The 26,327-nt window shown below is 45.4% G+C and carries 28 protein-coding genes; 16 read left to right on the top strand and 12 right to left on the bottom strand.

Annotated elements, in window-relative coordinates:
• Together RH88_RS18725 and rlmM are read left to right on the top strand one after the other, a co-directional pair.
• Complete coding sequence (locus tag RH88_RS18725; RefSeq protein WP_005598968.1) at positions 1 to 396, top strand: DUF423 domain-containing protein; 396 nt, start codon at positions 1 to 3, stop codon at positions 394 to 396.
• Positions 397 to 1,488, top strand: coding sequence for a 23S rRNA (cytidine(2498)-2'-O)-methyltransferase RlmM (gene rlmM / locus RH88_RS18720; RefSeq protein WP_005598966.1), 1,092 nt, complete (start codon positions 397 to 399; stop codon positions 1,486 to 1,488).
• Positions 1,489 to 1,633: 145 nt separating this feature from the next.
• On the opposite strand, the gene xni is transcribed toward rlmM, so the two are convergent.
• The 5 genes from xni to queF all read right to left on the bottom strand — a co-directional run bounded on the left by xni (position 1,634) and on the right by queF (position 8,965).
• Positions 1,634 to 2,413 carry a flap endonuclease Xni gene (gene xni, locus RH88_RS18715; protein WP_005598964.1) on the bottom strand — a complete coding sequence of 260 codons (780 nt, stop codon included), beginning with the start codon at positions 2,411 to 2,413 and terminating at the stop codon, positions 1,634 to 1,636.
• Positions 2,414 to 2,507: 94 nt separating this feature from the next.
• On the bottom strand, positions 2,508 to 3,875 hold the full coding sequence (gene ppnN / locus RH88_RS18710) for a nucleotide 5'-monophosphate nucleosidase PpnN (RefSeq protein WP_005598962.1): 1,368 nt from the start codon (positions 3,873 to 3,875) through the stop codon (positions 2,508 to 2,510).
• 281 nt (positions 3,876 to 4,156) lie between these two features.
• Complete coding sequence (locus tag RH88_RS18705; protein WP_005598961.1) at positions 4,157 to 5,722, bottom strand: diguanylate cyclase; 1,566 nt, start codon at positions 5,720 to 5,722, stop codon at positions 4,157 to 4,159.
• Between the two features lie 112 nt (positions 5,723 to 5,834).
• A complete protein-coding gene (locus RH88_RS18700) occupies positions 5,835 to 8,105 on the bottom strand; it encodes a tetratricopeptide repeat protein (RefSeq protein WP_005598959.1) in 2,271 nt (756 codons plus the stop codon).
• A gap of 14 nt (positions 8,106 to 8,119) precedes the next feature.
• Complete coding sequence (queF, locus tag RH88_RS18695; protein ID WP_005598957.1) at positions 8,120 to 8,965, bottom strand: NADPH-dependent 7-cyano-7-deazaguanine reductase QueF; 846 nt, start codon at positions 8,963 to 8,965, stop codon at positions 8,120 to 8,122.
• A gap of 77 nt (positions 8,966 to 9,042) precedes the next feature.
• On the opposite strand from queF, the gene syd reads away from it, so the two are divergent.
• Both syd and RH88_RS18685 read left to right on the top strand, forming a co-directional pair.
• Positions 9,043 to 9,588: a SecY-interacting protein gene (gene syd, locus RH88_RS18690; protein ID WP_005598955.1), complete on the top strand. Its 546-nt coding sequence runs from the start codon at positions 9,043 to 9,045 to the stop codon at positions 9,586 to 9,588.
• A 2-nt stretch (positions 9,589 to 9,590) separates the two neighbouring features.
• Positions 9,591 to 10,367 carry a Zn-ribbon-containing protein gene (locus RH88_RS18685; protein WP_005598953.1) on the top strand — a complete coding sequence of 259 codons (777 nt, stop codon included), beginning with the start codon at positions 9,591 to 9,593 and terminating at the stop codon, positions 10,365 to 10,367.
• A gap of 88 nt (positions 10,368 to 10,455) precedes the next feature.
• Here RH88_RS18685 and RH88_RS18680 read toward each other — a convergent pair whose 3' ends face one another.
• From RH88_RS18680 to RH88_RS18665, 4 genes are read right to left on the bottom strand one after another with little or no spacing between them, the layout of a single operon-like run.
• A complete protein-coding gene (locus RH88_RS18680) occupies positions 10,456 to 10,644 on the bottom strand; it encodes a DUF2897 family protein (protein WP_005598952.1) in 189 nt (62 codons plus the stop codon).
• Positions 10,644 to 11,324, bottom strand: a complete 681-nt coding sequence (locus tag RH88_RS18675) for a M15 family metallopeptidase (protein WP_040758034.1) — start codon at positions 11,322 to 11,324, stop codon at positions 10,644 to 10,646. The genes RH88_RS18680 and RH88_RS18675 overlap by 1 nt, the downstream gene beginning before the upstream one ends.
• A 2-nt stretch (positions 11,325 to 11,326) precedes the next feature.
• On the bottom strand, positions 11,327 to 12,460 hold the full coding sequence (dapE, locus tag RH88_RS18670; protein ID WP_005598948.1) for a succinyl-diaminopimelate desuccinylase: 1,134 nt from the start codon (positions 12,458 to 12,460) through the stop codon (positions 11,327 to 11,329).
• Between the two features lie 27 nt (positions 12,461 to 12,487).
• Positions 12,488 to 12,835, bottom strand: a complete 348-nt coding sequence (locus RH88_RS18665; RefSeq protein WP_005598946.1) for an ArsC family reductase — start codon at positions 12,833 to 12,835, stop codon at positions 12,488 to 12,490.
• A gap of 199 nt (positions 12,836 to 13,034) precedes the next feature.
• Between RH88_RS18665 and RH88_RS18660 the strand changes: the two genes are divergently transcribed.
• Complete coding sequence (locus tag RH88_RS18660; RefSeq protein ID WP_005598943.1) at positions 13,035 to 13,322, top strand: winged helix-turn-helix domain-containing protein; 288 nt, start codon at positions 13,035 to 13,037, stop codon at positions 13,320 to 13,322.
• 126 nt (positions 13,323 to 13,448) lie between these two features.
• Here the strand turns inward: RH88_RS18660 and RH88_RS18655 are convergent, their stop codons facing one another.
• Together RH88_RS18655 and RH88_RS18650 are read right to left on the bottom strand one after the other, a co-directional pair.
• Positions 13,449 to 13,808 (bottom strand): DUF4156 domain-containing protein, encoded by a 360-nt coding sequence (locus RH88_RS18655; protein WP_040758033.1) that lies wholly within the window; start codon positions 13,806 to 13,808, stop codon positions 13,449 to 13,451.
• Positions 13,789 to 14,136 (bottom strand): DUF2956 domain-containing protein, encoded by a 348-nt coding sequence (locus tag RH88_RS18650; protein ID WP_005598940.1) that lies wholly within the window; start codon positions 14,134 to 14,136, stop codon positions 13,789 to 13,791. Before RH88_RS18650 ends, RH88_RS18655 begins: the two co-directional genes overlap by 20 nt.
• 90 nt (positions 14,137 to 14,226) lie before the next feature.
• Here RH88_RS18650 and RH88_RS18645 point away from each other — a divergent pair, with 90 nt between their 5' ends.
• On the top strand, positions 14,227 to 14,766 hold the full coding sequence (locus RH88_RS18645; RefSeq protein WP_005598938.1) for a TPR domain-containing protein: 540 nt from the start codon (positions 14,227 to 14,229) through the stop codon (positions 14,764 to 14,766).
• Positions 14,767 to 14,906: 140 nt separating this feature from the next.
• Here the strand turns inward: RH88_RS18645 and nrfA are convergent, their stop codons facing one another.
• A complete protein-coding gene (nrfA, locus tag RH88_RS18640; protein WP_005598936.1) occupies positions 14,907 to 16,334 on the bottom strand; it encodes an ammonia-forming nitrite reductase cytochrome c552 subunit in 1,428 nt (475 codons plus the stop codon).
• A 488-nt stretch (positions 16,335 to 16,822) separates the two neighbouring features.
• On the opposite strand from nrfA, the gene nrfB reads away from it, so the two are divergent.
• The 10 genes from nrfB to RH88_RS18590 all read left to right on the top strand — a co-directional run bounded on the left by nrfB (position 16,823) and on the right by RH88_RS18590 (position 26,296).
• Positions 16,823 to 17,410, top strand: a complete 588-nt coding sequence (nrfB, locus tag RH88_RS18635; protein WP_005598934.1) for a cytochrome c nitrite reductase pentaheme subunit — start codon at positions 16,823 to 16,825, stop codon at positions 17,408 to 17,410.
• A gap of 1 nt (position 17,411) precedes the next feature.
• Positions 17,412 to 18,107, top strand: a complete 696-nt coding sequence (gene nrfC / locus RH88_RS18630; protein ID WP_005598932.1) for a cytochrome c nitrite reductase Fe-S protein — start codon at positions 17,412 to 17,414, stop codon at positions 18,105 to 18,107.
• The gene (gene nrfD / locus RH88_RS18625) at positions 18,104 to 19,075 is read left to right on the top strand and encodes a cytochrome c nitrite reductase subunit NrfD (RefSeq protein ID WP_005598931.1); all 972 of its coding nucleotides are present in this window, start codon (positions 18,104 to 18,106) and stop codon (positions 19,073 to 19,075) included. The genes nrfC and nrfD overlap by 4 nt, the downstream gene beginning before the upstream one ends.
• 3 nt (positions 19,076 to 19,078) lie before the next feature.
• Entirely contained in the window at positions 19,079 to 20,998 is a 1,920-nt protein-coding gene (locus RH88_RS18620) for a heme lyase CcmF/NrfE family subunit (protein WP_005598929.1), read from the top strand.
• Positions 20,976 to 21,500, top strand: a complete 525-nt coding sequence (locus RH88_RS18615; protein ID WP_005598928.1) for a DsbE family thiol:disulfide interchange protein — start codon at positions 20,976 to 20,978, stop codon at positions 21,498 to 21,500. Before RH88_RS18620 ends, RH88_RS18615 begins: the two co-directional genes overlap by 23 nt.
• Positions 21,501 to 21,512: 12 nt before the next feature.
• Positions 21,513 to 21,986 (top strand): heme lyase NrfEFG subunit NrfF, encoded by a 474-nt coding sequence (gene nrfF / locus RH88_RS18610; RefSeq protein ID WP_005598926.1) that lies wholly within the window; start codon positions 21,513 to 21,515, stop codon positions 21,984 to 21,986.
• Positions 21,987 to 22,136: 150 nt separating this feature from the next.
• Positions 22,137 to 22,601 (top strand): DUF2919 domain-containing protein, encoded by a 465-nt coding sequence (locus RH88_RS18605; RefSeq protein WP_005598924.1) that lies wholly within the window; start codon positions 22,137 to 22,139, stop codon positions 22,599 to 22,601.
• Positions 22,602 to 22,669: 68 nt separating this feature from the next.
• Positions 22,670 to 23,572 (top strand): Dyp-type peroxidase, encoded by a 903-nt coding sequence (locus RH88_RS18600; protein WP_005598922.1) that lies wholly within the window; start codon positions 22,670 to 22,672, stop codon positions 23,570 to 23,572.
• Positions 23,573 to 23,716: 144 nt separating this feature from the next.
• Positions 23,717 to 24,850, top strand: a complete 1,134-nt coding sequence (locus RH88_RS18595; RefSeq protein WP_005598920.1) for a flagellin — start codon at positions 23,717 to 23,719, stop codon at positions 24,848 to 24,850.
• Between the two features lie 303 nt (positions 24,851 to 25,153).
• Positions 25,154 to 26,296, top strand: coding sequence for a flagellin (locus RH88_RS18590; protein WP_005598917.1), 1,143 nt, complete (start codon positions 25,154 to 25,156; stop codon positions 26,294 to 26,296).
• The last annotated feature ends 31 nt before the right edge of the window (positions 26,297 to 26,327 follow it).

The following is a 26,327-nucleotide window of genomic DNA, read 5'->3' as shown; positions in this document are numbered from 1 at the left end:
ATGAAAGCGAATAATGTGCTGGCGGCTGGGGGACTTTTAGCAGGCATTGGTGTTGCGTTAGGGGCATTTGCTTCGCACGGCTTAAAAGCAATGTTGTCACCCTATCTACTTGAAGTCTTTAATATTGGTGTCCAATATCAATTTATCCATGCATTGGCGATCATTGCTTGTGGCATCCTAATGACGAACAAAGTCAGTGCAAAAGCGCAAAAGTATTTTTTCATCGCCGCGATTTGCTTTATTATCGGCATCTTTTGTTTTAGCGGCAGCCTTTATGCCTTAGCGCTAAGTGGAATTAAATGGTTTGGACCAATTACTCCGCTAGGTGGCATGACCTTTATGTTAGGTTGGGCTTTGTTCGTCTATGCAGCACTACAGAACAACAGAGGTGAGTAAGTGAAACAACTAATGCTCTATTGCCGTCCTGGCTTTGAGAAAGAGTGTGCGGGTGAAATTCAAGATCGAGCGAGTTCGCTGGAAGTGTTCGGTTTTCCGCGCGTTCAAAAAAACTCTGGATTCGTGTTGTTTGAGTGTTACCAACAAGGTGATGCAGCTAAGCTAGTGAAGTCGTTAGATTTCAAATCGCTGATCTTTGCTCGCCAAATGTTTGCCGTTGCTGTTGAACTGACCGACTTGCCACGTGAAGACCGTATTTCGCCAATTCTGCAAGAACTGAGCGAAGCGGATGGCATGCCAATGTGTGGTGACCTACGCATTGAAACACCGGATACTAATGAAGCGAAAGAGCTGCTCAAGTTCTGCCGTAAGTTTACCGTGCCAATGCGCCAAGCATTGCGTGGTAAAGGTATCTTGTTTAATAAAGATAACCCGAAGAAACCGGTATTGCATATCTGTTTCGTTGAGCCGGGTCATTGCTATATTGGTTACTCACTGCCGATTAATAACTCACAGTTCTTCATGGGTATTCCTCGTCTGAAATTCCCAGCAGATGCGCCGAGTCGCTCAACGTTGAAACTGGAAGAAGCGTTTCACGTATTTATTCCTCGCGAAGAGTGGGATGAGCGTTTGGCTTCTGGTATGTGGGGTGTCGATCTGGGTGCATGCCCAGGCGGTTGGACTTACCAACTTGTGAAACGTTCAATGTTCGTTCACTCAGTGGACAATGGTCTGATGGCGCAAAGCCTGATGGATACTGGTCAAGTAAAACATCACCAAGAAGATGGCTTTAAGTTTGAGCCACCACGTAAGAACGTGACTTGGCTGGTATGTGACATGATTGAAAAACCATCACGCGTGGCGCAACTGATGGGTGAGTGGATCATTAGTGGCTGGGCAAAAGAGGCGATTTTTAACCTTAAACTGCCAATGAAAGGTCGTTACGACGAAGTACTGCAAGATATCGAAAACCTTAAAGTATTCCTAATTAAAAACGACGTGAAGTTTAAGCTGCAAGCGAAACATCTTTACCATGATCGTGAAGAAATCACCGTTCATGTACAGAGCTTGTCGAACATCTCGCCTTACTAAACCAAGCGCTATCGCAACGATGCGTTGACTATGTATGGTCAATTAAAAAGCTCCCAATGGGAGCTTTTTTGTTTTTCTGCTGGGTTTTGCGTTCGTGTTGTCGACGGCCTGCAGCAATCAGAGCAACAATCACAGTAACATCAAGTTATGCTTGATTCGGCCCTTCGTAGCGTAAATCTTGCAGGTTAAAACCTAACTCAATATCGGTTTTTAGCTGCGCAACTTGGCGGCAAGTTCGCGCCATTTCGATATGTTCATCAAACTTTTTACGGTACTTTTTCACCAGTTCGTCAGCGCTATAAGCCTGCTCAATGGTCTCAAATTGCGTTAAGATCTCTTTGGCTGCTTTTGGTCCGATACCAGGGATCCCCGGAACTTGGCTAGAACTGACGCCTGTTAATCCCCAATAATCGGCCAATTGACTTGGCTTCACGCCAAACTCTTTTTCTATAAAAGGTGCATCTAACCAGCGATGCTGGAAGTAGTCACGAATTTGCAGCGTTGGAGAAAGCAACTGACAGTAGCCTTTATCGGTGGATATGATGGTGACTTTCTCGTTGTGGCTTGCGACCTTAATCGCTAAGGTTGCCACTAAATCGTCAGCTTCATCACCATCAGAGAGCAGCGAATCAATGCCCATTTTCCACCATGCGTCTTGAATCGCGTCAAGCCCTTTGAGTAGCGGCTCTGGCATGGGTTTACGGTTTTGTTTGTATTCAGGCAGAATTTCCGCACGCCAACCGCGTTCTTGCAGGTGATGATCGAACACCGCGACGATGTGTGTCGGTTGCGCTTCATTGATAATACGGGTGAGGGTTCGCCCTGTGGTTTCTATCGTTCTTGCAATGTCGGTGGGATCGGGCTGTACAGAGTGTACGCGGCGAATCAGGTTTAGAGCATCGATAATGACAAGATGAATAGACATAAGCGTTTAAAAAGTAAGGGCCTCAAGGCCCTTATTGTAAATGAAGTGGGGGATAAAGCCAGCCAGAGACGGCGATATCCCAATGTATCAATGACTATTTTGAATCGGTTGAGATTCGATAGCATGGCTCGTAAGCGGTATTGCCAGGGAGTTTCATGCGGTGCTGGGTGACGAAGTCTTTTAGTAATAAGTCCATTTTCTTCATCAGTTCTCTATCGCCGTCTAAGATGAATGGCCCGTGACGTTCTATTTCACGGATACCTTCTGCTTTTACGTTACCGGCAACAATACCAGAGAAGGCTTGGCGCAGTGCCGCAGCCAAGTTTTCTGGGCGTTGATTGAGATGTAAATCAAGACTGGCCATGTTTTCATGGGTCGGATCGAACGGTAACTGGAATTCCGGTTCAATTTTTAGTGACCAGTTAAAGCTATAAGCATCGCCGGTATCTTTACGATGTTGACGGACTTGATCCATACTTTGCTTCATGATTTTGGCCACTTTAGCCGGATCATCAATTACGATTTGGTAATGTTTTTGCGCCGCTTCACCTAAAGTGTCACCAATAAATTGGTCGATTGAGCGGAAGTAAGCTTCGCTCTCTTTAGGGCCAGTGAGTACGATTGGCAGCGGTTGTTCTGCGTTCTCTGGGTGCATCATGATACCCAAGATATACAACAGTTCTTCTGCTGTGCCTGGGCCGCCAGGGAAGATCACAATACCATGTGCCATACGTACAAACGCTTCAAGGCGTTTTTCAATATCGGGCATGATCACCAATTCATTCACGATTGGGTTTGGCGGCTCTGCAGCAATAATTGAAGGTTCTGTTAAACCAAGATAGCGTTGCGAGGTATAACGTTGTTTGGCATGACCAATCGCGGCGCCTTTCATCGGCCCTTCCATCGCCCCCGGTCCACAACCGGTACAGATATTCAGTTCACGCAACCCCATTTCGTTACCCACTTCACGGGTGTACTGATATTCGGTAGGGTTAATGGAGTGGCCCCCCCAGCACACCACCATATTTGGCTCAAGGCCTGGGGTCAGGGTGCCTGCATTACGTAAAATACCAAACACCAAGTTGGTGATATGGGTGGCATTGGTTAAGTTTAAGCGTTGGTTGTCAGCCAAATGCATGTTGACGTAGACAATGTCACGTAGCACCGAGAACAGGTGTTCTTGGATGCCTTTGATAATTTGTCCATCGACGAAAGCATGCTCAGGTGGATTGGTTAATTCGAGCTTGATGCCACGCTCACGACGCATCACGTTAACATCAAACGATTTGTGCTTTTCGAGCAGCTCTTTTGAGTTGTCGGTGTGGCTGCCTGAGTTAAGCACGGCTAGCGTACAGTTGCGATAGAGTTGGTAAAGATCACTGGATGCCGTTTTTTTAAGGCGCTCAACTTCAAGTTGAGAAAGTAAATCCATACTACCCGCTGGGCTGATGTGGGTGATCATAGTGACCTCCTTGAAATAATGATCGATCGCTGCTTTGTGGCGAGCGAGTCCTTAGCAAGCCTGAGTGGCAAAATACGGTGGTGTATGCAGAGACTCGATAACATGACCGTATTTTTGAGCTTAGCACTGTTAGCGTAAGAATAAAGACTAACCAATTGATATCAATACATCTATCACGCTTAGCGTACGATAATTGACTTGGGAGAGAGTGTGAGAAATAAAAAAGCCGCTTGGTGATAACTCAAAGCGGCTTTATTGATTAACGGTTTTATTTGTCGCGGCTATTTCCACACCAATTGATTGGCGCCCACCTTTTTGCTTTCTTGCAACTGTACTCGCAGTCGTTCCAGAACTTCTTCCGGTGTGTCGGATTCTTTAAAGACGGTACTGACGGCTGTAAGCGTAATGCTTAAGCTTTGTTCGCGGAATTTGAAAGGCAAACGCGCCACTTGAGCTTGAATGGCTTTGACCAGTTCGAGATTCTCAGGATCGGCACGTTCTGGCATGATCACCAAGAACTCTTCACCAGAATAGCGCGCGATAATATCGGCATCGGTTAACTCGGCTTTGATACATCGGGCAATGATCTTCAGTGCTTTATCACCGGCGGTATAGCCAAAACTGTCGTTAACTGATTTGAAGCCATCAATATCGAAGTGCACTAAACGCAGATTATGTTGATTGCGGATCCAGCGACGATATTCAATTTCCATTTTCTCATTGAACGCAGAGCGATTCAGCACGCGAGTCAGTGGGTCTTGTTGGATACGTTCCGCTTGATCTTCCAAGCGACGACGGTGGTCTTGGGCGGTTTCTGATAACGACTCCAATTGACCATGACCAAACTTCATACGCTCAAGCAGTGCTTTTTCGCGACTTTCAGCATGCTTCAAACGCTCAGAAAGTGAAGATAGCTGATCCAACAATGGGGATAAATTTTGCTGCGCGGCCTCAAGTGATTGAGCCCCTTGTAAAACGGAGTAGCTGTTTGTAATCAAGGATTGCAATTCTTTACCATGCTCAACACGCTGATCAAAATAACTGATGCTTTGGTCGGTAATTTGCGCGGAGCTTTTTAAAGAACTGGAGATGGATTCGTTAACTTGATTGAGAAACTGCTGCGAGGTTTTACGTTCAAAATCGGTGCCTTGAATGACCAACTTTAGTATGTGTAAGGTTTCTTCAAGTAGTACTTGAGTGTTGACACCCAGTAGTAATTTGGCACGAATATCATTCAGTAACTCACCTGACTCCCCAGTAAAATCTAGCTCCGTAATCAGATTTTGTAGCTCTTCGTTGAGTTTGTTGAGTAACTCTTTTTCGCCATCACTACTCGGTAAAGAGGCTGTGCTATCAGGGTTCGAGGTGAGGATTTTGAGCGAGCGTTCATAGATAGTAAGCAACTTGATTGCTTGCTCTGAACGAGAGGTTGGGTTACTGGCACAGAAGCTCAATAAATCACGCAGATCTCGTTTGATTTTCGATGGGATACCAGCGACCCGTAATAGGGTTTCACCAGCATGTTTCACTTGTGAATCAAGCTGTTTTTTCTGTTTATCCATAACCACTGTGTGTTGTTTTATTAAACGTTCTAATATCACCAATTTAGGAATTAGCGAGCTAATATCTTTCTGTTTTTCAATCGCCACTTTTAGCTCGAGCAAGCTCGTGAGTAATCGTGGATCGTTGGTGCAACAGGCGTCACTCAAAGAGGTGACGACACGCTGTAAAACCTGCTGCTCTCGTTTAAACTTGAACGAGCTATCTCTTTGTGTCAATCGAACTTGTTCCAATTGAGACTTCAGATTGTGTAACTGCGACTGAATATCTTGTTCGAGTGCACCCATGTAGATCTAAACTTTATGATTACGTGATCTAAAAAGATCTTATTAATTAATTTATTGATAATAACAAATTAATTTCGTTCGTCACGGCTTGTCACCGCGGAACGGCACGGTTTTACTCATCTTTTAATATTTTTTTGAGGCTCTCCTCATTATTGTAAGAAGAGTGTACCTTTATTAACCCTTGGTTAATTGCGTGCTTACAGGCTTTGCGTACGTTACCGGTTGCTAGACTGGCTGCAGGGGCATTTTCAATCGCTTTCAAATAAACCCATTGGCTCGTCTGTTCTTGCATGCTGATCGTGCGTGCAGCTCCAGTTGCCATTAACAAGATATCTAGCAACTCTTTGTCGTTCAGTGCGGTATAGGCGCGAGGAAGAAATGGGTAATCCACCATTCCGACACGGACCACTCGGTTAAGAGATCGCTCTGGTTGGAACTGATCGACCCATTGTTGAATCTTATCAACTAATTCTGTTGGGTCACTGTTGCGATTAGTGTTGGGCTCGATATAAAGCAAATTAGCATCTGAAAAATGGTAGATGCGTGCTGGAGACGTGATCTCTTTACGCAGGTAACGGCCAAACTCTTTTTCCAATTTTAAGCCTTCACTGTAGCCGTGTTGCATGTGTAGATTACGTAGAAAGGGAACGTCGATCATCACAAAACGTAGACGGTCATTAAGTGGCTCGTGGATCAGTTCGCCGATATGCCATTTTTCAAATTGACCGCTGCTGGCTTCCAAAGAAGCGGCTAACTTAGCATTTAGCATACGTAAGTTGCGTAACCCTGAGCGGGAGTGGGTGAATAGGTTTTGATTTAACTTGTCGATCTCCGCTTTTTGCAGCTTGAGGATATGGCCTCTACGCAAAAGGAAGGTAAATAGAATTGAGCTGATAATAAACAACCCAAAAGCGATTTTCTGGAATTTTCGATACTCAGTTTCAGCGTGATCGAGCTCTTGCTGTTGACCACTCATGTGAATCGAACGTTCAACAAAATCCTTTTGCTGACGGAAAGCATCCTCACTGATGATGTCGAGCTCTCTTTGTTCAATAGTGGCAAACTTATTGTATTGTTTGAAGTATTTCAACGCCGTTTGATATTGTTTGTTGAGCTCGTAGCCATGATAAATCAAGCTGTAGGCGTTTTTCTGTAGTGCAACATTATTGAGCTGAGTACCAATTTCTAACGCTTTTTTGGCATTGTCGATGGTTTGTTGACCTAGTCCTTGGTGCGAGGCTAAGCCCGATTTTAGTAAGTAAGCGTAAGCTTGCAGCTTAGGTGCATGGGTGCCAATCAATAACTCTTCCGCACGCTCTAAATATTGTTCTGCTAGGGTGAAGTTAACCAACTTTAGGTAGGTCGCAGCTAATGAAATACGAATATCGATCTCATTGATAACGTTGTTCTGCGTACGTTCATGATCCATCGCATTGAAGAGTTGGACCAGTGCGAGGTTGTACTTACCTTGCTGGTAATAGATGTCACCCATCATTTTCAATACTGATGGCAGTACCGGCGAGTTTTGGTAGTTATCGTAAAAATCGGCGGCTTGTGATAGATGGACAATGGCTTTATCCAATACACGGCGATCATAAAACAGCGCACCTAAGCGATAGTTTACTTTGCCCAGTTGTGCGCTTGAATCTTCTTCAATCGCTTTCCAGTAGGCAATTAAAAACTCTGATAGCGCTTTATTGTATTGCTTGTGGGCAAGGTAATGCTCGCCGACAGTAATGTGGTAGTTAATCAGCGTATAGGTCGATTTTATCTGATTGACATACGGTGTTAGCTGAGCAAAAAGTTGATTCGCTAACTCGACTTCCCCTTCTTTAGAGGCGATCTCTGCCTTGAGCATGACGTGCTGATATTTTAGCCCTTTTGCTAATTGCTCCGGGCTTTTGATCGACTTATAGATGTCGCTGATTTGATGCAGTTGTTCACGTGCTTTAATGCCATCACCGGAATATAACCAAGCTAAACGGATCTGTTGCAGTTCGACATCAAGGCCAAGATAGGGCAGGTGATAGAGTTTGGCTAACGCTTTGGCTTCATCAAGATGAGCCAATGCGAGTTTTGGGTTGCCAAGATTGAATTCGGCGTCAGCTAAAATTTTCAGGGCGTCGATGGAAGCCCCTGGGCTGCGGACGCGGTTATCGGCTTCATCACGTGAAATAGCGGAAGGGCTTTTTTCTGCGTTATTAGTCAGTGTGCGCTGGGTGAGAAAGTCCAAAGCGAGTTGCCGAGCTTGCTTTGGAACAATATCAATCAGGCTATTGGCTTCATTTAATATCGGCGAAGTGTACACCGGTGTCGCAAAGCTCATCGGTGACAATAATAAAAGCAATAAGCAGAGCCAACGCTCCCAGCGCAAAGTATGCATCCTAAAAACTATCCTTATTGACGAGCCATACGCTGATTATGGTTAGGCTGTGCTTGCTCTGTCGAACGGTAAGGGTTGATATCTAAACCACCTCGACGAGTGTAACGCGCGTAAACAGTCAACTTTTCTGGCTGACAATAGGTCATGATGTCAGTAAAGATGCGTTCAACACACTGCTCGTGAAACTCGTTATGCTCACGAAACGAAACGATGTATCGTAACAGAGCTTCACGGTTAATTTTTTGACCGTGATATTGAATTTCGACACTGCCCCAGTCCGGTTGGTTGGTAATTAGGCAATTTGATTTCAATAAATGGCTATGCAGTGATTCGGTGACGACTTCTTCTTCCGCAGCACCTTCAAGTAAGCTTGCGTCAAACTCATAATGCGTGATTTCTATATCTTGATGATCAATGCACTCACCTGCCATCGTGACGATAACCGTGTCGGTGTAATCTTCGACTGAGCGCAATGTTACGCTGACGGTTTCACCAGCGCAGTGAGAGAGATCTTTGATCAATGTCGCTTCGACATCATCCCAGCAAGTAAAGCGCGTTTGGTTCAAGCTATTAAGGTAAAGTTTAAAGGACTTTGATTCGATCAAGTTTGCGCTAGTGGCGGGAATGCTCACATCACCCACCGCAACTTGAGGTAATCCTTTGTCGTTCAACCAAGAGAGTTCATACAAGGTCCAAATGTCGCAACCATGAAAAGGGAGCGTGTCACCCAGTTCAAGATCATCACGGTTTAGGCTACGTGGTACAGGCTGAAGTAGCGATGGGTTGTAGAGACTTGCGTACTCAGTCTTTTGGCCTAGTGTTAACCCGGCGAGCTCTTTAGCGTTGGAATATTTACTCATACTTTGGATCGATTTGGATTAGAATGACGGGAATTTTACGCAATCTCGCACCCAGTGTCATTAAATTGGAGAACCGAATGGCTGACAACGTTTTGCAAGCCTTACGCACATTCAGTGAAAAATACCGCTCAGCCTTCCAAGAGCAACACGGCTCATTGCCAATCAGTGAAGAATTGGCCGACCTCGTTTCCCCTTGTGTTGAACAAAAACGCGCGGATAGCGTTGAGTGGCAAGCGTTTTCTCGTGATGAGTTTGCTGATTTCACTAACGTGGAACAAGGCATTGAATTGACATTGCATGACGATATTAAACATTTTTATGGCAGCCAATACAGTGCCGACATGGATGCAAGCTGGAATGGTAACGGTTTGTCACTGCTGCAAGTTTGGAATGATGAAGATTTTGTTCGCCTACAAGAGAACATTCTTGGCCACTTGGTGACGCAGCGTCGTTTAAAACTTAAGCCAACGGTATTTATTGCGGCGACAGACGCGGAGCTTGATGTGATCTCCATTTGTAACCTCACCGGCAATGTCGTGCTTGAGCGCCTAGGCACCGATAAGCGTGATGTCTTGGCCGAGAATGTGGCTGAATTCTTAAATCACTTAGAGCCTGCGGTGTAACCATGTACGTTGTTGAACTTCAATTTGAGTGTTTTGATAACACCACCATTAGTGCCGTAGACAAAGCCATCAATGGTTTGATGGATGCGTTGCGTTACAACGGCCAAGTGCTCGGTCGCGAATTCCCGATTGTGATGGGGGATGGCGAGTTTTATGTGCGTGTGGTCTGTCCTGAAAAACAGAGCTTACATCCTAATAACCATTCTGACTTTGTTAAAGTGTGCATCAACCGTTTAGCGGAGGCGAGCTTACTGGCACCAAAAATGCGTATGCTGGGGCGTGACTTAAATTCAGAAGAAGCAGCAGAAGAAGAGACGCCAAGTTGGCAAGTGCTCTACACCACTTACGTTCATACGTGCTCACCACTGCGCAGCGGTGAAACCTTGTTGCCAATCCCTCTGTACCGTAATGGACCAACTTTAAATGGCGATCATAAAGCGGTAGTGAAATGGCAAACAGAGTGGCAAGCGTGTGATGAATTGCAAATGGCGGGCGGTTGCCGTGCTGAACATGCCGCGCTGCATGAGATTTGCGACACCGACAGCGTATTATTCCGCCGTGGTTGGGATTTGCGTGGTCGGATTGAGTTTTTGACCACCATTCCGACGTATTACTATCAATACCGCGTTGGTGGTGCGAGCTTGGCGGAAGAAAAGAGCCGTAAGTGTCCGAAATGTGGTGGGGAGTGGCTGTTGGACGCGCCGTTACACGATATTTTCTACTTCAAGTGCGATGATTGCCGAATCGTTTCTAATATCTCGTGGGATCACATTAAGTAGCGCATATTAAGTTGCGAGTGAGCAACGATAAGCAAGTTATCGTTTAGATGAAATAAAAGACCCGCCGGACGAGCCCATAGTTGGAGTATTAGTCTTTAGGCGGGTTTTTGCTTTCAGGCTGTTCTTCTTGATGTGACGACGTTTTGTGATCGGCGGGGTCGCGCTTTTTCATCTGGCCCATCTTCATATTGGCGGTATATTTTAAGGCGGCGATATTACCAATGATGACGCATAAAACGATGGTAATGATGACCCACGGATTAGTTAGTAAATCCATCATACTTCTCCACAAATATTGGTAATAAACTGAGTGTAGATGTAATCAAGCTGGCTTAACACCTCTTCCATCGCCAAGATGGGATCAAGACGCAATTGTTGCTCAAGTATCGCTGGAGAGAATTGCGCTAAACAATCGTGCGCGGTGTGCTTATGGCTAATATGCCAAGGCTCTGGGGCCACGCCACCAAGATCGTCGGCATAGGGAAAGAAAAAACCAAATTGAGCGAGATTGTCTTTTAACCATTGATAAAATGGCGTTTGATGACCTTGTAAATACTCCCATGGCTCCAGCTTTAACTGTACGCCTTGTGGTAACAAATCGCGGTCAAACAGATCAAATTCACACCCCCAATGATGACGACTTCCGCCGGGCAGTGCCGACCAGCGTAAAATTGCCATCACTTTCTCTAACTCGCTCAGTGTTGTGTCATCAATGGGTTGGCTATCACTATCGAGAATAGCGCTGTGACCTAAAATCTTATTGTTCCAAATGGTTTTCTGTCGTTCAAAGTCGCGAAAGCCACTGGCGATATTGAGATTAAACCCCGCCTGAGTCGCCGCTTGCTTGAGGCGTAGCAAATCATTGCCAACCTCAAGATGAACTAAGAAGGCTTTCTGACCAATCACCACCTCAGAGAGGTGGCTTTGGCTTTGGCCTGTGAGCTGCTCAGGCGTCATGATCACGCGAGGATATTCTCCAGTACTTTTTGATACATATCGGTCAGTTTTTCTAGGTCGGCAATACTGACACACTCATTCACTTTGTGAATGGTGGCATTCACAGGACCGAGCTCAACCACTTGTGTCCCCATTTGTGCAATAAAGCGCCCATCAGAGGTGCCACCGGTGGTCAGTAGCTGTGGCTCTTTATGGTTTACGTCGGCGACGCCTTTCACCACCGCACTGAGTAATGTCCCTGTATCGGTTAAAAATGGCTGGCCGCTTAGCGTCCACTTTAGATCGTAGTCTAAACCATGGGCATCGAGGGTTGAGTGTACACGGCGTTTGATTTCACTATCCGTTAGCTCGGTACTAAAACGGAAGTTGAACTGCACGTCGAACTCGCCAGGAATAACATTTGAGGCACCAGTGCCTGCGGCTAGATTCGGGATCTGGAAGCTGGTGGGTGGGAAGTAGTCGTTGCCATTATCCCATTGCGTTGCAGCAAGTTCAGCTAAGGCCGGCAGTGCTTGATGAATCGGGTTGTTGGCTAGGTGAGGATAGGCGACATGGCCTTGGGTTCCCTTCACTCGTAGATCACCGGTAATTGAACCGCGACGGCCATTTTTAACCACATCACCGACGGCATGCGTACTTGATGGCTCGCCAACAATACACATATCGATGATTTCATCACGCGCCATTAAGGTATCAACGACGCGAGTCGTGCCATTAATAAACGGGCCTTCTTCATCGGAAGTGATCAAAAAGGCAATCGAACCTGTATGGGCGGGATTCTCTTCGATGAAACGTTCGACAGCCACAACCATACAGGCGAGTGAGCCTTTCATGTCTGCTGCGCCGCGGCCATGTAAGTAGCCGTCAATCACTGTTGGCTCAAAGGGCGGGGTACGCCATTGTTCTACTGGGCCAGCAGGCACAACATCAGTATGACCGGCAAACGCAAATAGGGGCGCTTCCGCACCACGGCGAGCCCAGAAGTTGGTGGTGTCTTCAAACACCATCACTTCAATCTCAAATCCGAGTGATTTGAGACGATCTATCATCACTTGTTGGCAACCCGCATCTTCAGGGGTTACTGATTGTCGGCCAATTAAATCTTTTGCCAGAGCCAATACAGGGCTATCGCTCATCCTTGAAATCCTTTTAATAAAATATTGCTATGCAAAAACTGCTGCGTATTGATCGGCTTTAAAACCAAGGTGATATTGCCCATCAACCAGTAAAATTGGTCGCTTGATCATTGCTGGCTGCTCAACCAACAGTGAAATTGCGCTTTGCTCGTTTAAGCCGTCTTTTTGTTCCTGGCTTAGCTGACGAAAAGTGGTGCCACGCTTATTGACGACATTTTCCCAACCGAGTGCTTGGCAAAACTGAGTAATCATTTCGGAATCAACACCTTGCTTACGGTAATCGTGAAAGTCAAATTCCACGTTTTGCTCGCTGAGCCATTTCTTCGCTTTTTTTATCGTATCGCAGTTTGGAATACCATACATGGTGACTTTCATTTTTCTCTCCTAAGAGGCATTTATTGTTATTTATGAATCCTATCAGGAAGTTGGTAATGAGACAAAAGTGTGACGGATATATTTTGATGAGTAAAAAATACCCCCTAAAGGGGTAGGGGAATGGCGAGTTATTGATCAAACGCAACAAACGGATTGGATAAAAGGAAATAATGTCCTTTGAAGTTTATAGGAGGTATCAATGGAACTGAGTCCTGTGTTTGCAAGGCGTTTGTATTTAGCTCTGCTAGTTGAAAGTCTAGAGAGACCAAATGTTCCTAAATTAATTGAGCAGACTGGCTGGCCACGTCGCACAATTCAAGATGTAATTAAAGCTTTGCCGGGTATCGGTATTGAACTTGCTTTTGTTCAAGATGGTCGACGTCATAATGATGGCTATTATCAGCTATCGGATTGGGGCCCTTTTGATAGTCAGTGGGTGACAGACCGTGAACCGGATATTGCTGCGAGCTTAGGTTTCCGAGCTTAATCTTTGCAATAGCGTTTTACAGCATCGTGTTTGGAACTTATGTTTTTGCAATAGAGATTTTTGAAACATAGAGTTTGAGCTGAAATCACAAGTAAATGAATAACTCCCGTATTCTGGCCGTCGTTTCTATTTCGTTATGATCCCATGACATTGATATGCATTGCCAACGACGGTGAACGAGGTTGCAAAATCTTGTGGGGTGATCATGTACACCGTGTCCGCGCCAAGTTGATTGGCGCGGTTTTTTATGTCGTGCAATGCGCCCTGAATCAGCACATCATTGGCAAAGAATAAGTAAGAGTACCAGTGACCTTCACTGCCCGTAACTTCCCCTAACCACAAACAATCGCCCGCATTAAAACCACTGTCCATTCTTAAATGAACCGTTTCGGCATGCTTGTCCATTATCGTTGTGGGTGTCGTGCAGCCCAATATGCTGATTGAGAATAGTGCAACGACAACCGATTTACATAGCCTGTGAAACATAAACAAAAAATCCTATCCAGCTGACGGCAAGTAGCATCCAAGGCAGTATAGATCTTTTTGTGTTTGTTGAAGTTGATGTTGTTTCAGGCTGTTGAGTCTCATCACTCTTTTCGTTGTCAATGCGTTTACTTCGCTGAATTTTTTTCTTCGCTTTGTCTGCTTGGCGTGCTTTTTCTTTTTGCTGTTTTTTATATTGTGCGATGCCTTTCTCAATCCCTTGCGCGATCAGTTTGGTCTGCTCTTTCGTTTGCCCTTGTTTTTGCGTCGCCTTGGCGATGCTGGTGGCTTCTTGTTGTGTTTGTTGCGATGGGATTATTTTGTTTTTCATCTGAGGTATTTACTACTGGATCAAAGATAAGCTCATCCTAGCACGATATAATCTGTAATTAATCGCACAATCTAGCAAGAGGCACATTTGATGAAGAAAATGATTCTCGCCAGTATTCTGGTTTCGGTGCCTCTGTTTGTTTGGCTGAGAGGTTCGCCTCCGCCTAATGCGTTGTTAGAGCAAAGTGCGTTTAGCCATCAACAGCAAATGAGCGATTTGCAAACCCAGTTAAAGGCAGATCCTAATCAAGCTGATTTATGGTTTCAGCTAGGTCATGGTTACTTAAATCAACAAGAGTTTACGGCTGCGCTTACTTGCTTTGACTATGCGATGCGGCTCAGTGATACACCTAGCGCCAGCCAATTATCGGCTAAGGCGAGCGCCCTGTACTATCAAAATAAGCAGCAAATGAGTGCTGAAGTGAAAGGGTTACTTAACCAGTCATTGGCATTAGAGGCGGATAATTTAACCGCATTGACTTTGCTCGCGAGTGATCACTTCATTAGTTTTCGCTATCAGCCCGCCATAGAGATCTGGACACAGATTTTAGACTCGCAGCATCCAGATGTGGATCGCATCACGATCATTCAACTGCTCAATCAAGCCAAGCAAATGCAAGCGGGGCAGTAAACCTATTTCCGTTGACTTACCCTGACGATTATTACCTCTAGTGAGCAATTCGCAATGAGAGCAAGTGATTAAAACAAGCGAGACAAAAAAGCCGGCAATCAGTGCCGGCTTTGTGTTTAGAGGGATTGTTTAATCAGGCATTAATATTGCGCTTCGCGTTTTTCTGCCTTTTCTTCCCATTGTGGAACCACGGTGTCTAAGAAGTGCTTCTTCTCGCTGTTCATCTTGTCCATATCCATACCAAGGGCCTGTTGTGCTTTGGCTTTGGTTGAAATGTCAGGCATTTCAATTGGATCGGTGATGCCTTTTTTCGCCAGCAAACGAACCAACTTGGTACGTGCATCAGCGGCTTTATCTACCGCAGTGCCGAGTACTTCTAGCGCGACTTCCGGTGCGTGCATGTGCACCCCGTGAGAAGCAATCGCGTAATCCCAGCGCCACTGAGCATGGCGAATGTCTTGGAGGATCTCGGCCATTTCGGCGTCGGTCGCGCCTGCTTCCCATGCTGCGCCCGCTTCAAAGTGTGCGGCAACAATTTGTTTTTCAGCGGTCAACTTCATATTGAGGACTTGTGCTTTACGAGTGTTTACAATCTCCAGCATTTGATCTTTTGATTGAGTATGGCAGTTGGCACAGGTGTCTTCGAAGCGGTCAAATGGATTACCGACTTTATGATCGGTATAAACAGTGCCATCTTCTTTGGTGACCTTTGGCATATGACAATCGACACAAGCCACTTTGTTTTTGCCGTGAATCCCATCTCGCCATGTTTCATAACCCGGGTGCTGCGCTTTTAGCATTGGTGCTTTTGATACTTTGTGCGTCCAATCCTTGAAGCCGATTTCATCGTAGTACTCTTCCATTGCGCCAACAGTGGTGCCTTTATCCCAAGGGAATTTGACCGCTTTGGTTGGGCCGGTGAAGTAATATTCCACATGACATTGGCCACACACAGAGGCTTGCTGATCAAGTCGAGACTGCTGGTCGAATGGTTTGTCGATCGCTGTAAATGCGCGTTCTACATAAGGTTTGGCAAGTGCAAGGGCGGGTTCACCATTTTTGAAGCCTTCACTGCGGGTATCGTGACAGTCAGCACAGCCAATTGGGTTGACGATTTGCTCGCCTCCGCGCGCCCACTTACCAGAGAAGTAGCCGTCTTCACCTTGCTCGTCGATTACGCGCCCCACATCCGGGCTTTTACAACTCCAACAAGCCATTGGCATTGGCCCTGAGTTTTCATCGGTTGGTCCACCGGTGCGCAGAGTTTGACGTACATCATCTAGGGCGTAAAAGTGGCCGCGGGCTTTGTTGTAGTCTTTGGCAAAGCCATAACCTGCCCACAAAATAACCATGTTAGGGTCGTCCGCCAAAGCATCATCAATGCCATCACTTTCTGATGTTGCTCGCCATGAATGATATTGGTCGGGGTGTTGTTGCTCGTAAGCGTCGTTACGAGGATCGATTAACGCTTTGTCTTCAGACGCAGCAACGCTAGTAGCCGTCATGATTGAACTTGCCACTATCACTATTGCTGCAGCGGAACGTTTTATCCATTGCAATTTATTCACAGTGCTATCTCCATATTCTGTTTTTATTAGCAGCGTTGTGATCTGGCTATATTCCAAACTAAGAATTGGAGTTGCTAAGAGTGAGTTTAAAGAATTGTAAATATTTATGTTCTGGTCATTTATTGTTCATTGTTTGAGATCAATTTAAGTAGGTGACCGAGTTCAAAAATGGCCATTTATACCACTAAAGGGGTAGTTGCTCTTATTTGTTTGGTAATGATTTTCAATTGCATTACTTGTTTTTATTCAGTGGGTTAGCGTGAGCGTTGTGACTGGTAAAGGGTGATCAGTATCGAGTTTTTAAGCTTGTTAGGTGCGGGATAAAGTCAACAGGGGTAGTATATCCATAGAAGCGTTGTGGCTTTATCCAAAATAGGAATTGATTTCATTTGATACAAAGTGTGTATCAAAGGATTTTAATTTTTACTCATTTCTATGTCAGTTGTCTTTAGAACTGTGGAATAGAATGAGAACAAGGAAAGGATAATATGGGCAATATAAAGTTGGCCATAGTCATAATGCTGAAGTTATTCCTCTCATTATGCCTCTATGGTTATTCTCTTCATGCCGTTGCCGACACAATAGCGGTTGAGTCTCCAACCTCCTCTGCACGACATGAAGTCACTCTGATCCGTGATAAAGACTACAAATGTATTCAATGTCATAAGGATTCCAAACAAACCTTATCTGGTTCGCATGGTGAAACGGCGCATCAAGCGCTCGGACGAGATGTCAATTGCGTTGATTGCCATAGCAGTATTGGCCCAGATCACCGTGAAGGCGCACCTAAAGTCATTAAATACTCGAGTGCACAATCGCAAGCGGGCAGTGATAAAGTGTTTCTTGATCCCGACACGATTCTTAAAGCCAATAGCCAATGTGTTGACTGCCACCAACCTAGTGATTTACGTGAATCAAGTTGGACGCATGATGTACACGCCAAAAACTTAACCTGTTCAAATTGCCACGATGTTCATGCGACCAAAGCCAAAGTGTTGGAGTTTGAGCATAAGCAGCGCGTTAAGCTCTGTGTTGATTGCCACGCGGATTTCACCCAATTGAATAAGGAGAAGTAGCATGAAATGTTCTCGACGAAACTTCTTAACGAGTGCCGGTGCTGGCGCGGTGATCTTTACCACTGGCGGGTTGGGTGTGGCGGCTCTACAAAATGCTCAGGCAAGCAGTGATGAACAGAAGCCCCCTAAGCGCTATGGCATGGTGCATGACGAAACTGCTTGTATTGGCTGTACCGCTTGTATGGATGCGTGCCGCGAGGTGAATAAAGTGCCAGCTGGCGTTTCTCGCCTTGAGATCTTGCGTAGTGAGCCGCAAGGTGAATTTCCTGATGTTGATTACCGTTTTACCCGAAAATCTTGCCAACATTGTGAAAATCCACCGTGTGTTTACGTTTGCCCTACGGGCGCTGCTTATAAGGATGAAGAGACCGGTATTGTTGATGTACACAAAGAGAAGTGTGTCGGCTGTGGTTATTGTTTAGCCGCTTGTCCTTACCAAGTGCGCTTTTTTAATCCGGAAGATCACGCGGCGGATAAATGTAATTTCTGCCGAGATACTAATTTGGCACAGGGCAAGCAACCAGCCTGTGTTGAGTCTTGTCCCACTCAGGCGCTCACTTTTGGTGATCTCAATGATCCGAATAGTGACGTCAATAATATTATCGACAATAAGGTGGTTTATCGCGATAAGGCCCATTTAGGCACCAAGCCTAAATTGTATAAAGTGCCTCATCAAAAAGGGGAGATCTCATCATGATAGGATTCGACAGTGCGTTCCAATTTGATTCGTTGGTTTGGGACTGGATTATTGCGGTGTATCTCTTCTTGGCTGGTATGTCTGCGGGCGCTGTAATGATTGCGCTTTATCTTAAGCGCCGTGTTATTGAGGGCGACCCTGCTAATAATGGCATTATCAAAGCCATGGCGTGGCTGGCGCCGTTTGGCATCATCTCTGGTTTAACCATACTTATTTTCCACCTGACGAAGCCGCTTTCGTTTTGGAAGATCATGATCTTCTTCAACCCTAATTCAGTAATGTCGATGGGGGTGATTTTATTCCAAGTCTATATGGTGGTTCTGTTTATCTGGATAGGTATGCTGTTTAGAGCGCCAATCATGAATTGGTTTGATGGAAAACTGCCCGATAAACTGCTCAATTTTGCCGATGGCCTGTTGCTGAAAAGTGGCCGATGGAGCAATGGTATTGAGCTGTTCCTTGGTTTTCTGGCGATTGTGCTAGCCGCTTATACTGGCTTTTTACTATCGGCATTGAAAACCTATCCAATGCTCAATAACCCTGTTTTACCTTTGCTGTTTTTGTTCTCAAGTCTGTCATCGGGAGTCGCAGCGTGTTTGATGTTTGGTATCTTGCTGTTTAAAGAGCCTGTGAGCAGCCCAAGTGTGGCTTGGGTGCACTACATTGAAAAACCGATTGTGATGTTCGAGCTGTTTATTTTGGTCACTTTCTTTACCGGTTTGATTTTCAGCGGCGGGCAAAACGAAGTGTCTGCTTGGAATGCAATCGGTGGTGGTTTCTGGTCAAACTGGTTCTGGTTTGGTGTGGTCTTGATGGGGATGTTACTGCCATTAACACTGAATAGCGTGACGTCGAAACGTATTCAGCATCAAGGTGGTTATATCTTTGTTGTCACCATGCTGAGTTTAGTTGGGGTACTGATGCTACGTACCTTTATCCTTTATGCTGGTCAAATGACGGTGGTGTAATCGATGATTGGAGAGGTAGGACATTTTGCTTTAATTTGGCTGGCAGTCTCGAGCTTAATGAGTACGGTTTGCTATGCATGGCAAAAGTGGCAACTAAAGCGAGTACCTACTTCTTTATCGTTTATTGTCGGTCTTAATGGCGTGGTCGCAACGTTAAGTTTATTGATGTTGGCGCTACTGTTTGTTCAAGACCAATTTCAATATGATTACGTGGCTTCTCATTCCAATTCGGCTTTACCTGTCTATTTTAAGGTGGCCGCAGTTTGGGGTGGCCATCAAGGTTCGATGCTGTTTTGGGTCTTTACTTTATCACTCTGTTCGGCATTAATTTCACGTCTAAGCACGAGTAAAGAGTCTGCTTTAACCGGTTATATTGAGGATGTCTGCTGGGTGATGCAGCTGTTTGTGGCTGCCTTTGCCTGGTTTACCTTGTTGGCCTCCAATCCATTTGTTTATGCTTCCGTTCTGGTCGAACAGGGGCGCGATCTTAACCCTATGTTGCAAGATATTGGGCTGATCTTTCATCCACCGCTGCTCTATTTAGGTTACATTGGTTTTTCTACTGTATTTGCTTTTGCTTTCGCGGCGTTACTTCAAACACCTTATCATCCCGCTTGGATAAAACTCTGTTTGCCTTGGACGATTCTTGCGTGGTTCTTTCTCACCATTGGTATCGTTGTGGGGGCTTGGTGGGCGTATAACGAACTCGGTTGGGGTGGCTGGTGGTTTTGGGACCCGGTGGAAAATGCTTCACTTCTCCCTTGGCTTACTGGTAGTGCATTGTTGCATGTCATGCTCGCGGCAAGGCGCCAGCAACAATTGATGATCTGGGTGGTTATTCTGGCACTGGTTACCTTTAATTTGAGCATTCTTGGCACTTTTATTGTGCGCTCAGGTATTTTGACCTCCGTACATGCATTCGCCGTCGATCCGAGTAAAGGTATTGCGCTTCTGTTGATTTTAGCAGTGACCTTGCTGGTGGGCTTTGTGTTATTGATGCTGAGGAGTGACATGATTCAAAGCGCGCCGATTCAATCGTTGTTCGGTCGAGGCTATTTGATTCTACTCTCACTGGGCTTGTTTTTAGTGGCTACGCTCACGGTGTTACTTGGTACCTTTTATCCGATGTTGTATGAGATGATCGGCTTGGGGCAGATTTCAGTTGGGGCACCTTATTTTAACACCCTGTTTTACCCATTAAGCTTGATCGCATTATTGGTCATGGGGGCGGTTCCACTTCTGAAATGGCATCACGGCAGTCATCTAACACCAACTCAGATCATTTCCCTTGCTAGCATCAGCTTAGCGGCGGGTGCAAGCCTTTACGTACTGCAAGTTGAGGCATTTTCCTTTGCGACATTACTGGTTTGGGCTGGCGCGTGTTGGGTGATCGTGACGCACAGCTATTTCGCTATGATGCAGCGAAAAGTGACCTTTATGTTACTTGCTCATGTCGGCTTTGCGATAGGCTCGATTGGCGCGGTAATGAATGCTGAACACTCTTATGAACTGAATCAGAAAATGTCAGCCGGGACGGTGATCGAAGTGGGTGACTGGCAGGTTGAGTATCTAGAGAGTCATTGGTATATCGGAGCAAATTACACTGCACAGCAAGGCATTATTGAATTTCGTCGCGGTAACGACCACTTTATCGTTAAGCCTGAACGTCGCCATTATCCTGTACGAGTGATGAACATGAGTGAGCCATCAATCAAGAGTGTTTGGAATGGTGATTACTATCTTACGCTCGGCCCAAAAGTGAGTGCACAAGCCTACGCGGTTAAGATTCAATTCAAAGCATATGTTAATTGGATTTGGTTCGGTGCACTGCTGGCGGCTTTTGGGGCTTTAATTCCTTTATCAGCACGAGTTGTCGCTCGTTATAAAGCTCGGAGTGCGTATGGCATTATCGCGCAAGCCTAAAGTCATTATGCTGCTCGCAGGGCTTTTGATTTTTCTTCTTTTTTTATTGTTGGGTATTCGCGCGCCTCACTCGCCGTTGCAGGGAAAATCGGCTGTGGCGATGTTTCCAACTCAGGCTGTCACCACGTTGGCAGAAACAAAACCAATTACACCTCAAACTTTGTTTCAATCGGACTACCAGTTGGTGAATGTGTGGGCTTCATGGTGTGGTGTTTGTCGTGTCGAGCATCAGTTCTTAAACCAACTCGCGGCAAAAGATATTCCCCTGATTGGATTGAATTATCGTGACAGTCAGACGCAAGCTCAGCGTTACCTCGACTCACTGGGTGACCCTTACCAAACGGTGATCTATGATCCTAACGGCAACCTTGCGATTGATTTAGGAGTAATAGGCACACCGGAAACCTATTTGGTGGATCGGCATGGCGTCATTTTATATAAACACACTGGCGTGCTTGATCAGCAAGTATGGCAGAGTGCTTTTGCTGATTACTTTGACTGACAAGGAGGGGGGATGAGGACGATAGTATGGTTATCACTGTTGATGGTGAACCTTGTTTGGGCTGACTCTTCTGAGTTGTTTATCCCATCGGCACAATCGCAAATTACTCGCGTTGAATTATTCCAATTTACCTCGCCGGAAAAGCAGCGTCAGGCAATTGAGTTGGCGAAATCATTGCGTTGCCCACAATGCCAAAATCAAAACTTGGTCGAATCTAATTCACCGATAGCACTGGATCTACGCTTGTTGGTGTTTGAAAAAATCAATCAAGGTCAGAGTGAACAGCAAGTGATCGATTTTATGACCGCAAGATATGGTGATTTTGTGTTGTATAAACCGCCATTTGTCTGGGCGAATGCGTTATTGTGGGGGCTTCCGGTATTTATGCTGTTGCTGTTTTTGTTGCATAGTGCAACGCGGATTCGAAAAGGGCGTTATGCTTCGGCTGAGGTTTCCTCTGATGATTCAGGTGCACAACGTAGATAAATAGCCGCCCTATGGTATTACCCCTCTCTTCATTTTATCTAACTCGTTCAGCAGCGGTACTTTTCTAAAATGGCTGGAAAAATTGTCTTTAGTTCGTCGCCAAAGATGGGGTAGAGTGACGGTAAATTCAATTCAGAAAAGTCTTTCCCCGTGCAGTACGCAATTGAACAATACGATAAAAATGGCTTTCTTAACGCACCGAAATGGCTTTGGCTCGGCTGGATGTTACTGGCAAAAGCATGGGTGGTTTTTGTGGTTGCAGGCGCGAGCCGTGATAGTGGTAGTACGATATTAAGTTACGTCTACCCAGATCATGACATGCTATATCTCGGTTTGATGATGGGAATTCCGAGTATCGCGTTAATGTGGTTAGTCAGTTTACGCACACCAGAACGCCGCTGGGCAAGTCTATTTGTTTCTTGGGGCAAGCCGATTACGCTCGCAACTGCGGTCAGCCAATTGATCCAAAGTGTTTACCATGTTTATCTGCAGGCAGGCGCATTTAGCTGGGCTAATGGCTTAATAATGTTACTACTTTTATGGTTTTGCATTTATGTTTACAAAAGCAAAACGGTACGAGATTGTTTTCTGATCCCTGCAACAGATAACAACTGATCCCAATCAAAACACCGATTTCAATAATCATTACACTGAGCAAAAATAAAATAACGAGGAGCTCTTAAATGTCACAGCCTCAAACGGCCATCCTTCCAGAAGCGGAGCCATTTGCACAGTACATTCAGCTAAAAGTACGTCAAAATGCCGCGCAAGTTCTTACTCAACTACAAGCTTTACCAAGCTTGGTGGACGAACTTAATCAACAGCAATGCAATGCGAAGTTAAGTCTTTCTATCGCATTCACTCATCATTTTTGGGCGCAATTGAATCAAGCCATGCCAGCTGAGTTGATTGAATTTCCTCAACTAGGTGAAGGTGACATTGTTGCTCCAAGCAGCGATGTTGATGTTTTGATTCATCTGCATTCAACCCGTCCTGATTTACACTTTTATGTGGTACGCAAACTGCTTGCCGAAATTGCAGATGATGTTGTGGTTGTCGATGAAACCGCCGGTTTCCGCTACCTTGATGCGCGTGACATGACGATGTTTATCGATGGTACTGAAAACCCGAAAGAAGGCATGCGTGAAGAAGTCGCCATCGTTCCTCAAGGGGAGTTTGTTGGCGGTAGCTACGTGATGGTTCAACGTTTTATCCATAACTTACCGGCATGGAATCGTCTTAGTGTACAAGCACAAGAGAAAGTGATCGGCCGTACTAAACCTGATTCGATCGAGTTAGACGATGTGCCTGCCGCTTCGCACGTGGGTCGTGTTGACATCAAAGAAGATGGCAAGGGATTGAAGATTGTTCGTCATAGCTTGCCATATGGTAGTGCAAGTGGCGAGCATGGACTGCTGTTTATCGCTTACTGCAATACACTACATAATTTTAAAACCATGCTAGAAAGCATGTATGGCGTAACCGACGGTAAAACCGATCAGATGTTGCGTTTTACGCACGCGGTAACCGGTGCGTACTTCTTTGCTCCAAGCCAAGAAATGTTACAGAGTCTTCGCGTTAAGTAATCGTTCATTACTTAGCATGATAGATTGAGAAACCGAGCCTGCGAGCTCGGTTTTTTTATACTTGTTCCTCTCATTCGCAAAAAAGCTAAAGATCTCTGAGATTTGCCGATAAAAATACAATACCGGTAAAAGGCTATTTATCTTATGACGATCACTGTTAATACCAATGTCTCGGCAATGACCGCGCAACGCCATCTTGGCAACGCAACGCAGTTGCTGAATCAATCCTTGGAGAGACTCTCTTCAGGGAGTCGTATTAATAGCGCTAAGGATGATGCGGCGGGATTGCAGATATCCAATCGTCTTGAAAGCCAAATGAGTGGGCTTGATGTGGCGATGCGTAATGCCAATGATGGTATTTCCATCATGCAGACTGCTGAAGGGGCGATGACAGAGTCGACCAATATCCTGCAACGCATGCGTGATCTCTCTTTACAATCTTCTAATGGCTCGAATAGTGGTTCGGAGCGGCAAGCCCTTCAAGAAGAAATGACGGCTTTGAATGATGAATTGAACCGAATTGCTGAAACCACTTCTTTTGGTGGTCGAAAATTGCTCAATGGATCGTTTAAAGAGGCGGCTTTTCAGATTGGTGCCAGTTCTGGTGAAGCGGTGCAGGTATCATTGAATAATATGCGTACTGATACGTTGGCTATGGGTGGTTTTAGCTATGTCGCGGGAGCTAAGGCGAATGAAGAGTGGCAGGTCGGCGCAGATAATCGCCAATTAAATCTCTCTTTTACTAACGCGAAAGGTGTGCAAGAGCAAATTAATATCCAAGCCAAAGTAGGTGATGATATCGAAGAGTTGGCTACCTATATTAACGGTCAAACCGAAAAAGTTTCAGCATCGGTTAATGAAGATGGCCAATTGCAGATCTATATGGCTGGCAAGGAAACTTCCGGTACGATCAGTTTTTCCGGTAGCTTAGCCAACCAACTGCAGATGAACCTGACGGGATATGAGTCGGTTGATAGTCTCGATATCACTCAAGCCGGTGGAGCACAGCGCGCGGTCTCGGTGATTGATACTGCTTTGCAGTTTGTCGATAGCCATCGAGCTGAGTTGGGGGCAATGCAAAATCGTTTTGGTCACTCGATTAATAATCTCAGTAATATTAACGAGAATCTTGCTGCCTCGAACAGTCGGATTAAAGATACCGACTACGCCAAAGAAACCACGCAAATGGTTAAGCAGCAAATCTTGCAGCAAGTGAGCACCTCTATTTTGGCGCAAGCGAAACAACAACCTAACCTCGCTTTAACCCTTTTAAATTAATCTTGTATAGCCAATAGGGCGCGTGAATGCGGATAGCATAAGGCGTGGCTTATGCGCTTGTCTTAAAAAAGAGAACGCTATCGACCAGTGATAATAAACCTTTAGTAAATAAATCGACTTTTTATTGTTTTTATCCCGCTCATCACACTCTTCTGGCTAAAGCGTCTTTTTTCAAAAAAAACTTAAAAAAATTCTAAAGGTTTTCAAAACCGCGCCGTTAATAAAAGTAACTTTGAGAGAACTACTTGGTTTTCCGAGACGTCGGAAACCGGAAACATCGGAAAATCAATTGGAGATAACACCATGGCAGTGAATGTAAATACTAACGTTTCAGCAATGACAGCTCAGCGTTACCTTAACCAAGCAACTAGCGCACAACAAACTTCAATGGAGCGTCTATCGTCTGGTTCTAAAATCAACAGCGCAAAAGATGACGCTGCTGGTCTACAAATTTCAAACCGCTTGAATGTACAAAGCCGCGGTCTAGATGTTGCAGTACGTAACGCGAACGATGGTATCTCTATCGCTCAGACTGCTGAAGGCGCGATGAACGAAACAACGAACATCCTGCAACGTATGCGTGACCTATCGCTACAATCTTCAAACGGTTCTAACTCTGATTCAGAGCGCGTAGCAATCCAGGAAGAAGTAACATCTCTAAACGATGAGCTTAACCGTATTGCTGAAACAACTTCTTTCGGTGGCAACAAGCTTCTTAACGGTACGTTCAGCACTAAATCAATGCAGATTGGTGCGGACAACGGTGAAGCAGTAATGCTAACGCTAAACGACATGCGCAGCGACAACGTAGGCATGGGCGGCACGGCTTACAAAGCAGCGGCTGAAAACGCTAAAGATAAAGATTGGGGTGTAGAAGCGGGTAAAAACACGCTAGAAATCACTCTAACTGCTAAAGATGGTGCAGCGCCTGAAACTATCGCTATCAACGCGAAAGAAGGTGACGATATCGAAGAACTAGCAACTTACATCAACGGTCAAACAGATAAAGTTAAAGCATCTGTTGACGAAGATGGTCGTCTACAAGTGTTCGCTGGTAGCAACAAAGTTGACGGTGCAGTGTCTTTCGGTGGTTCACTAGCGGGTGAACTAGGTATGAGTGCAGGTAAAGCGGAAACGGTTGATACTATCGACGTAACTTCTGTTGGTGGTGCACAGCAATCTGTAGCGGTAATCGACGCAGCACTAAACTACGTAGATAGCCACCGTGCAGAACTAGGTGCATTCCAAAACCGTTTCGACCATGCAATCAGCAACTTAGATAACATCAACGAAAACGTGAACGCATCTAAGAGCCGCATCAAAGACACTGACTTCGCGAAAGAAACAACAGCGCTTACTAAGTCGCAAATTCTTTCTCAAGCATCAAGCTCAGTTCTTGCTCAAGCGAAACAAGCGCCAAACTCTGCACTAAGCCTACTAGGCTAATCGTCAGAATAAACAAAAACCCAGCCTCGGC

This window comes from Vibrio scophthalmi LMG 19158 (assembly GCF_000222585.1).
Lineage (GTDB): Bacteria > Pseudomonadota > Gammaproteobacteria > Enterobacterales > Vibrionaceae > Vibrio > Vibrio scophthalmi.
The sequence above is the reverse complement of the archived record's forward strand: the minus strand, read 5'-3'. Positions and strand labels throughout refer to the sequence as shown.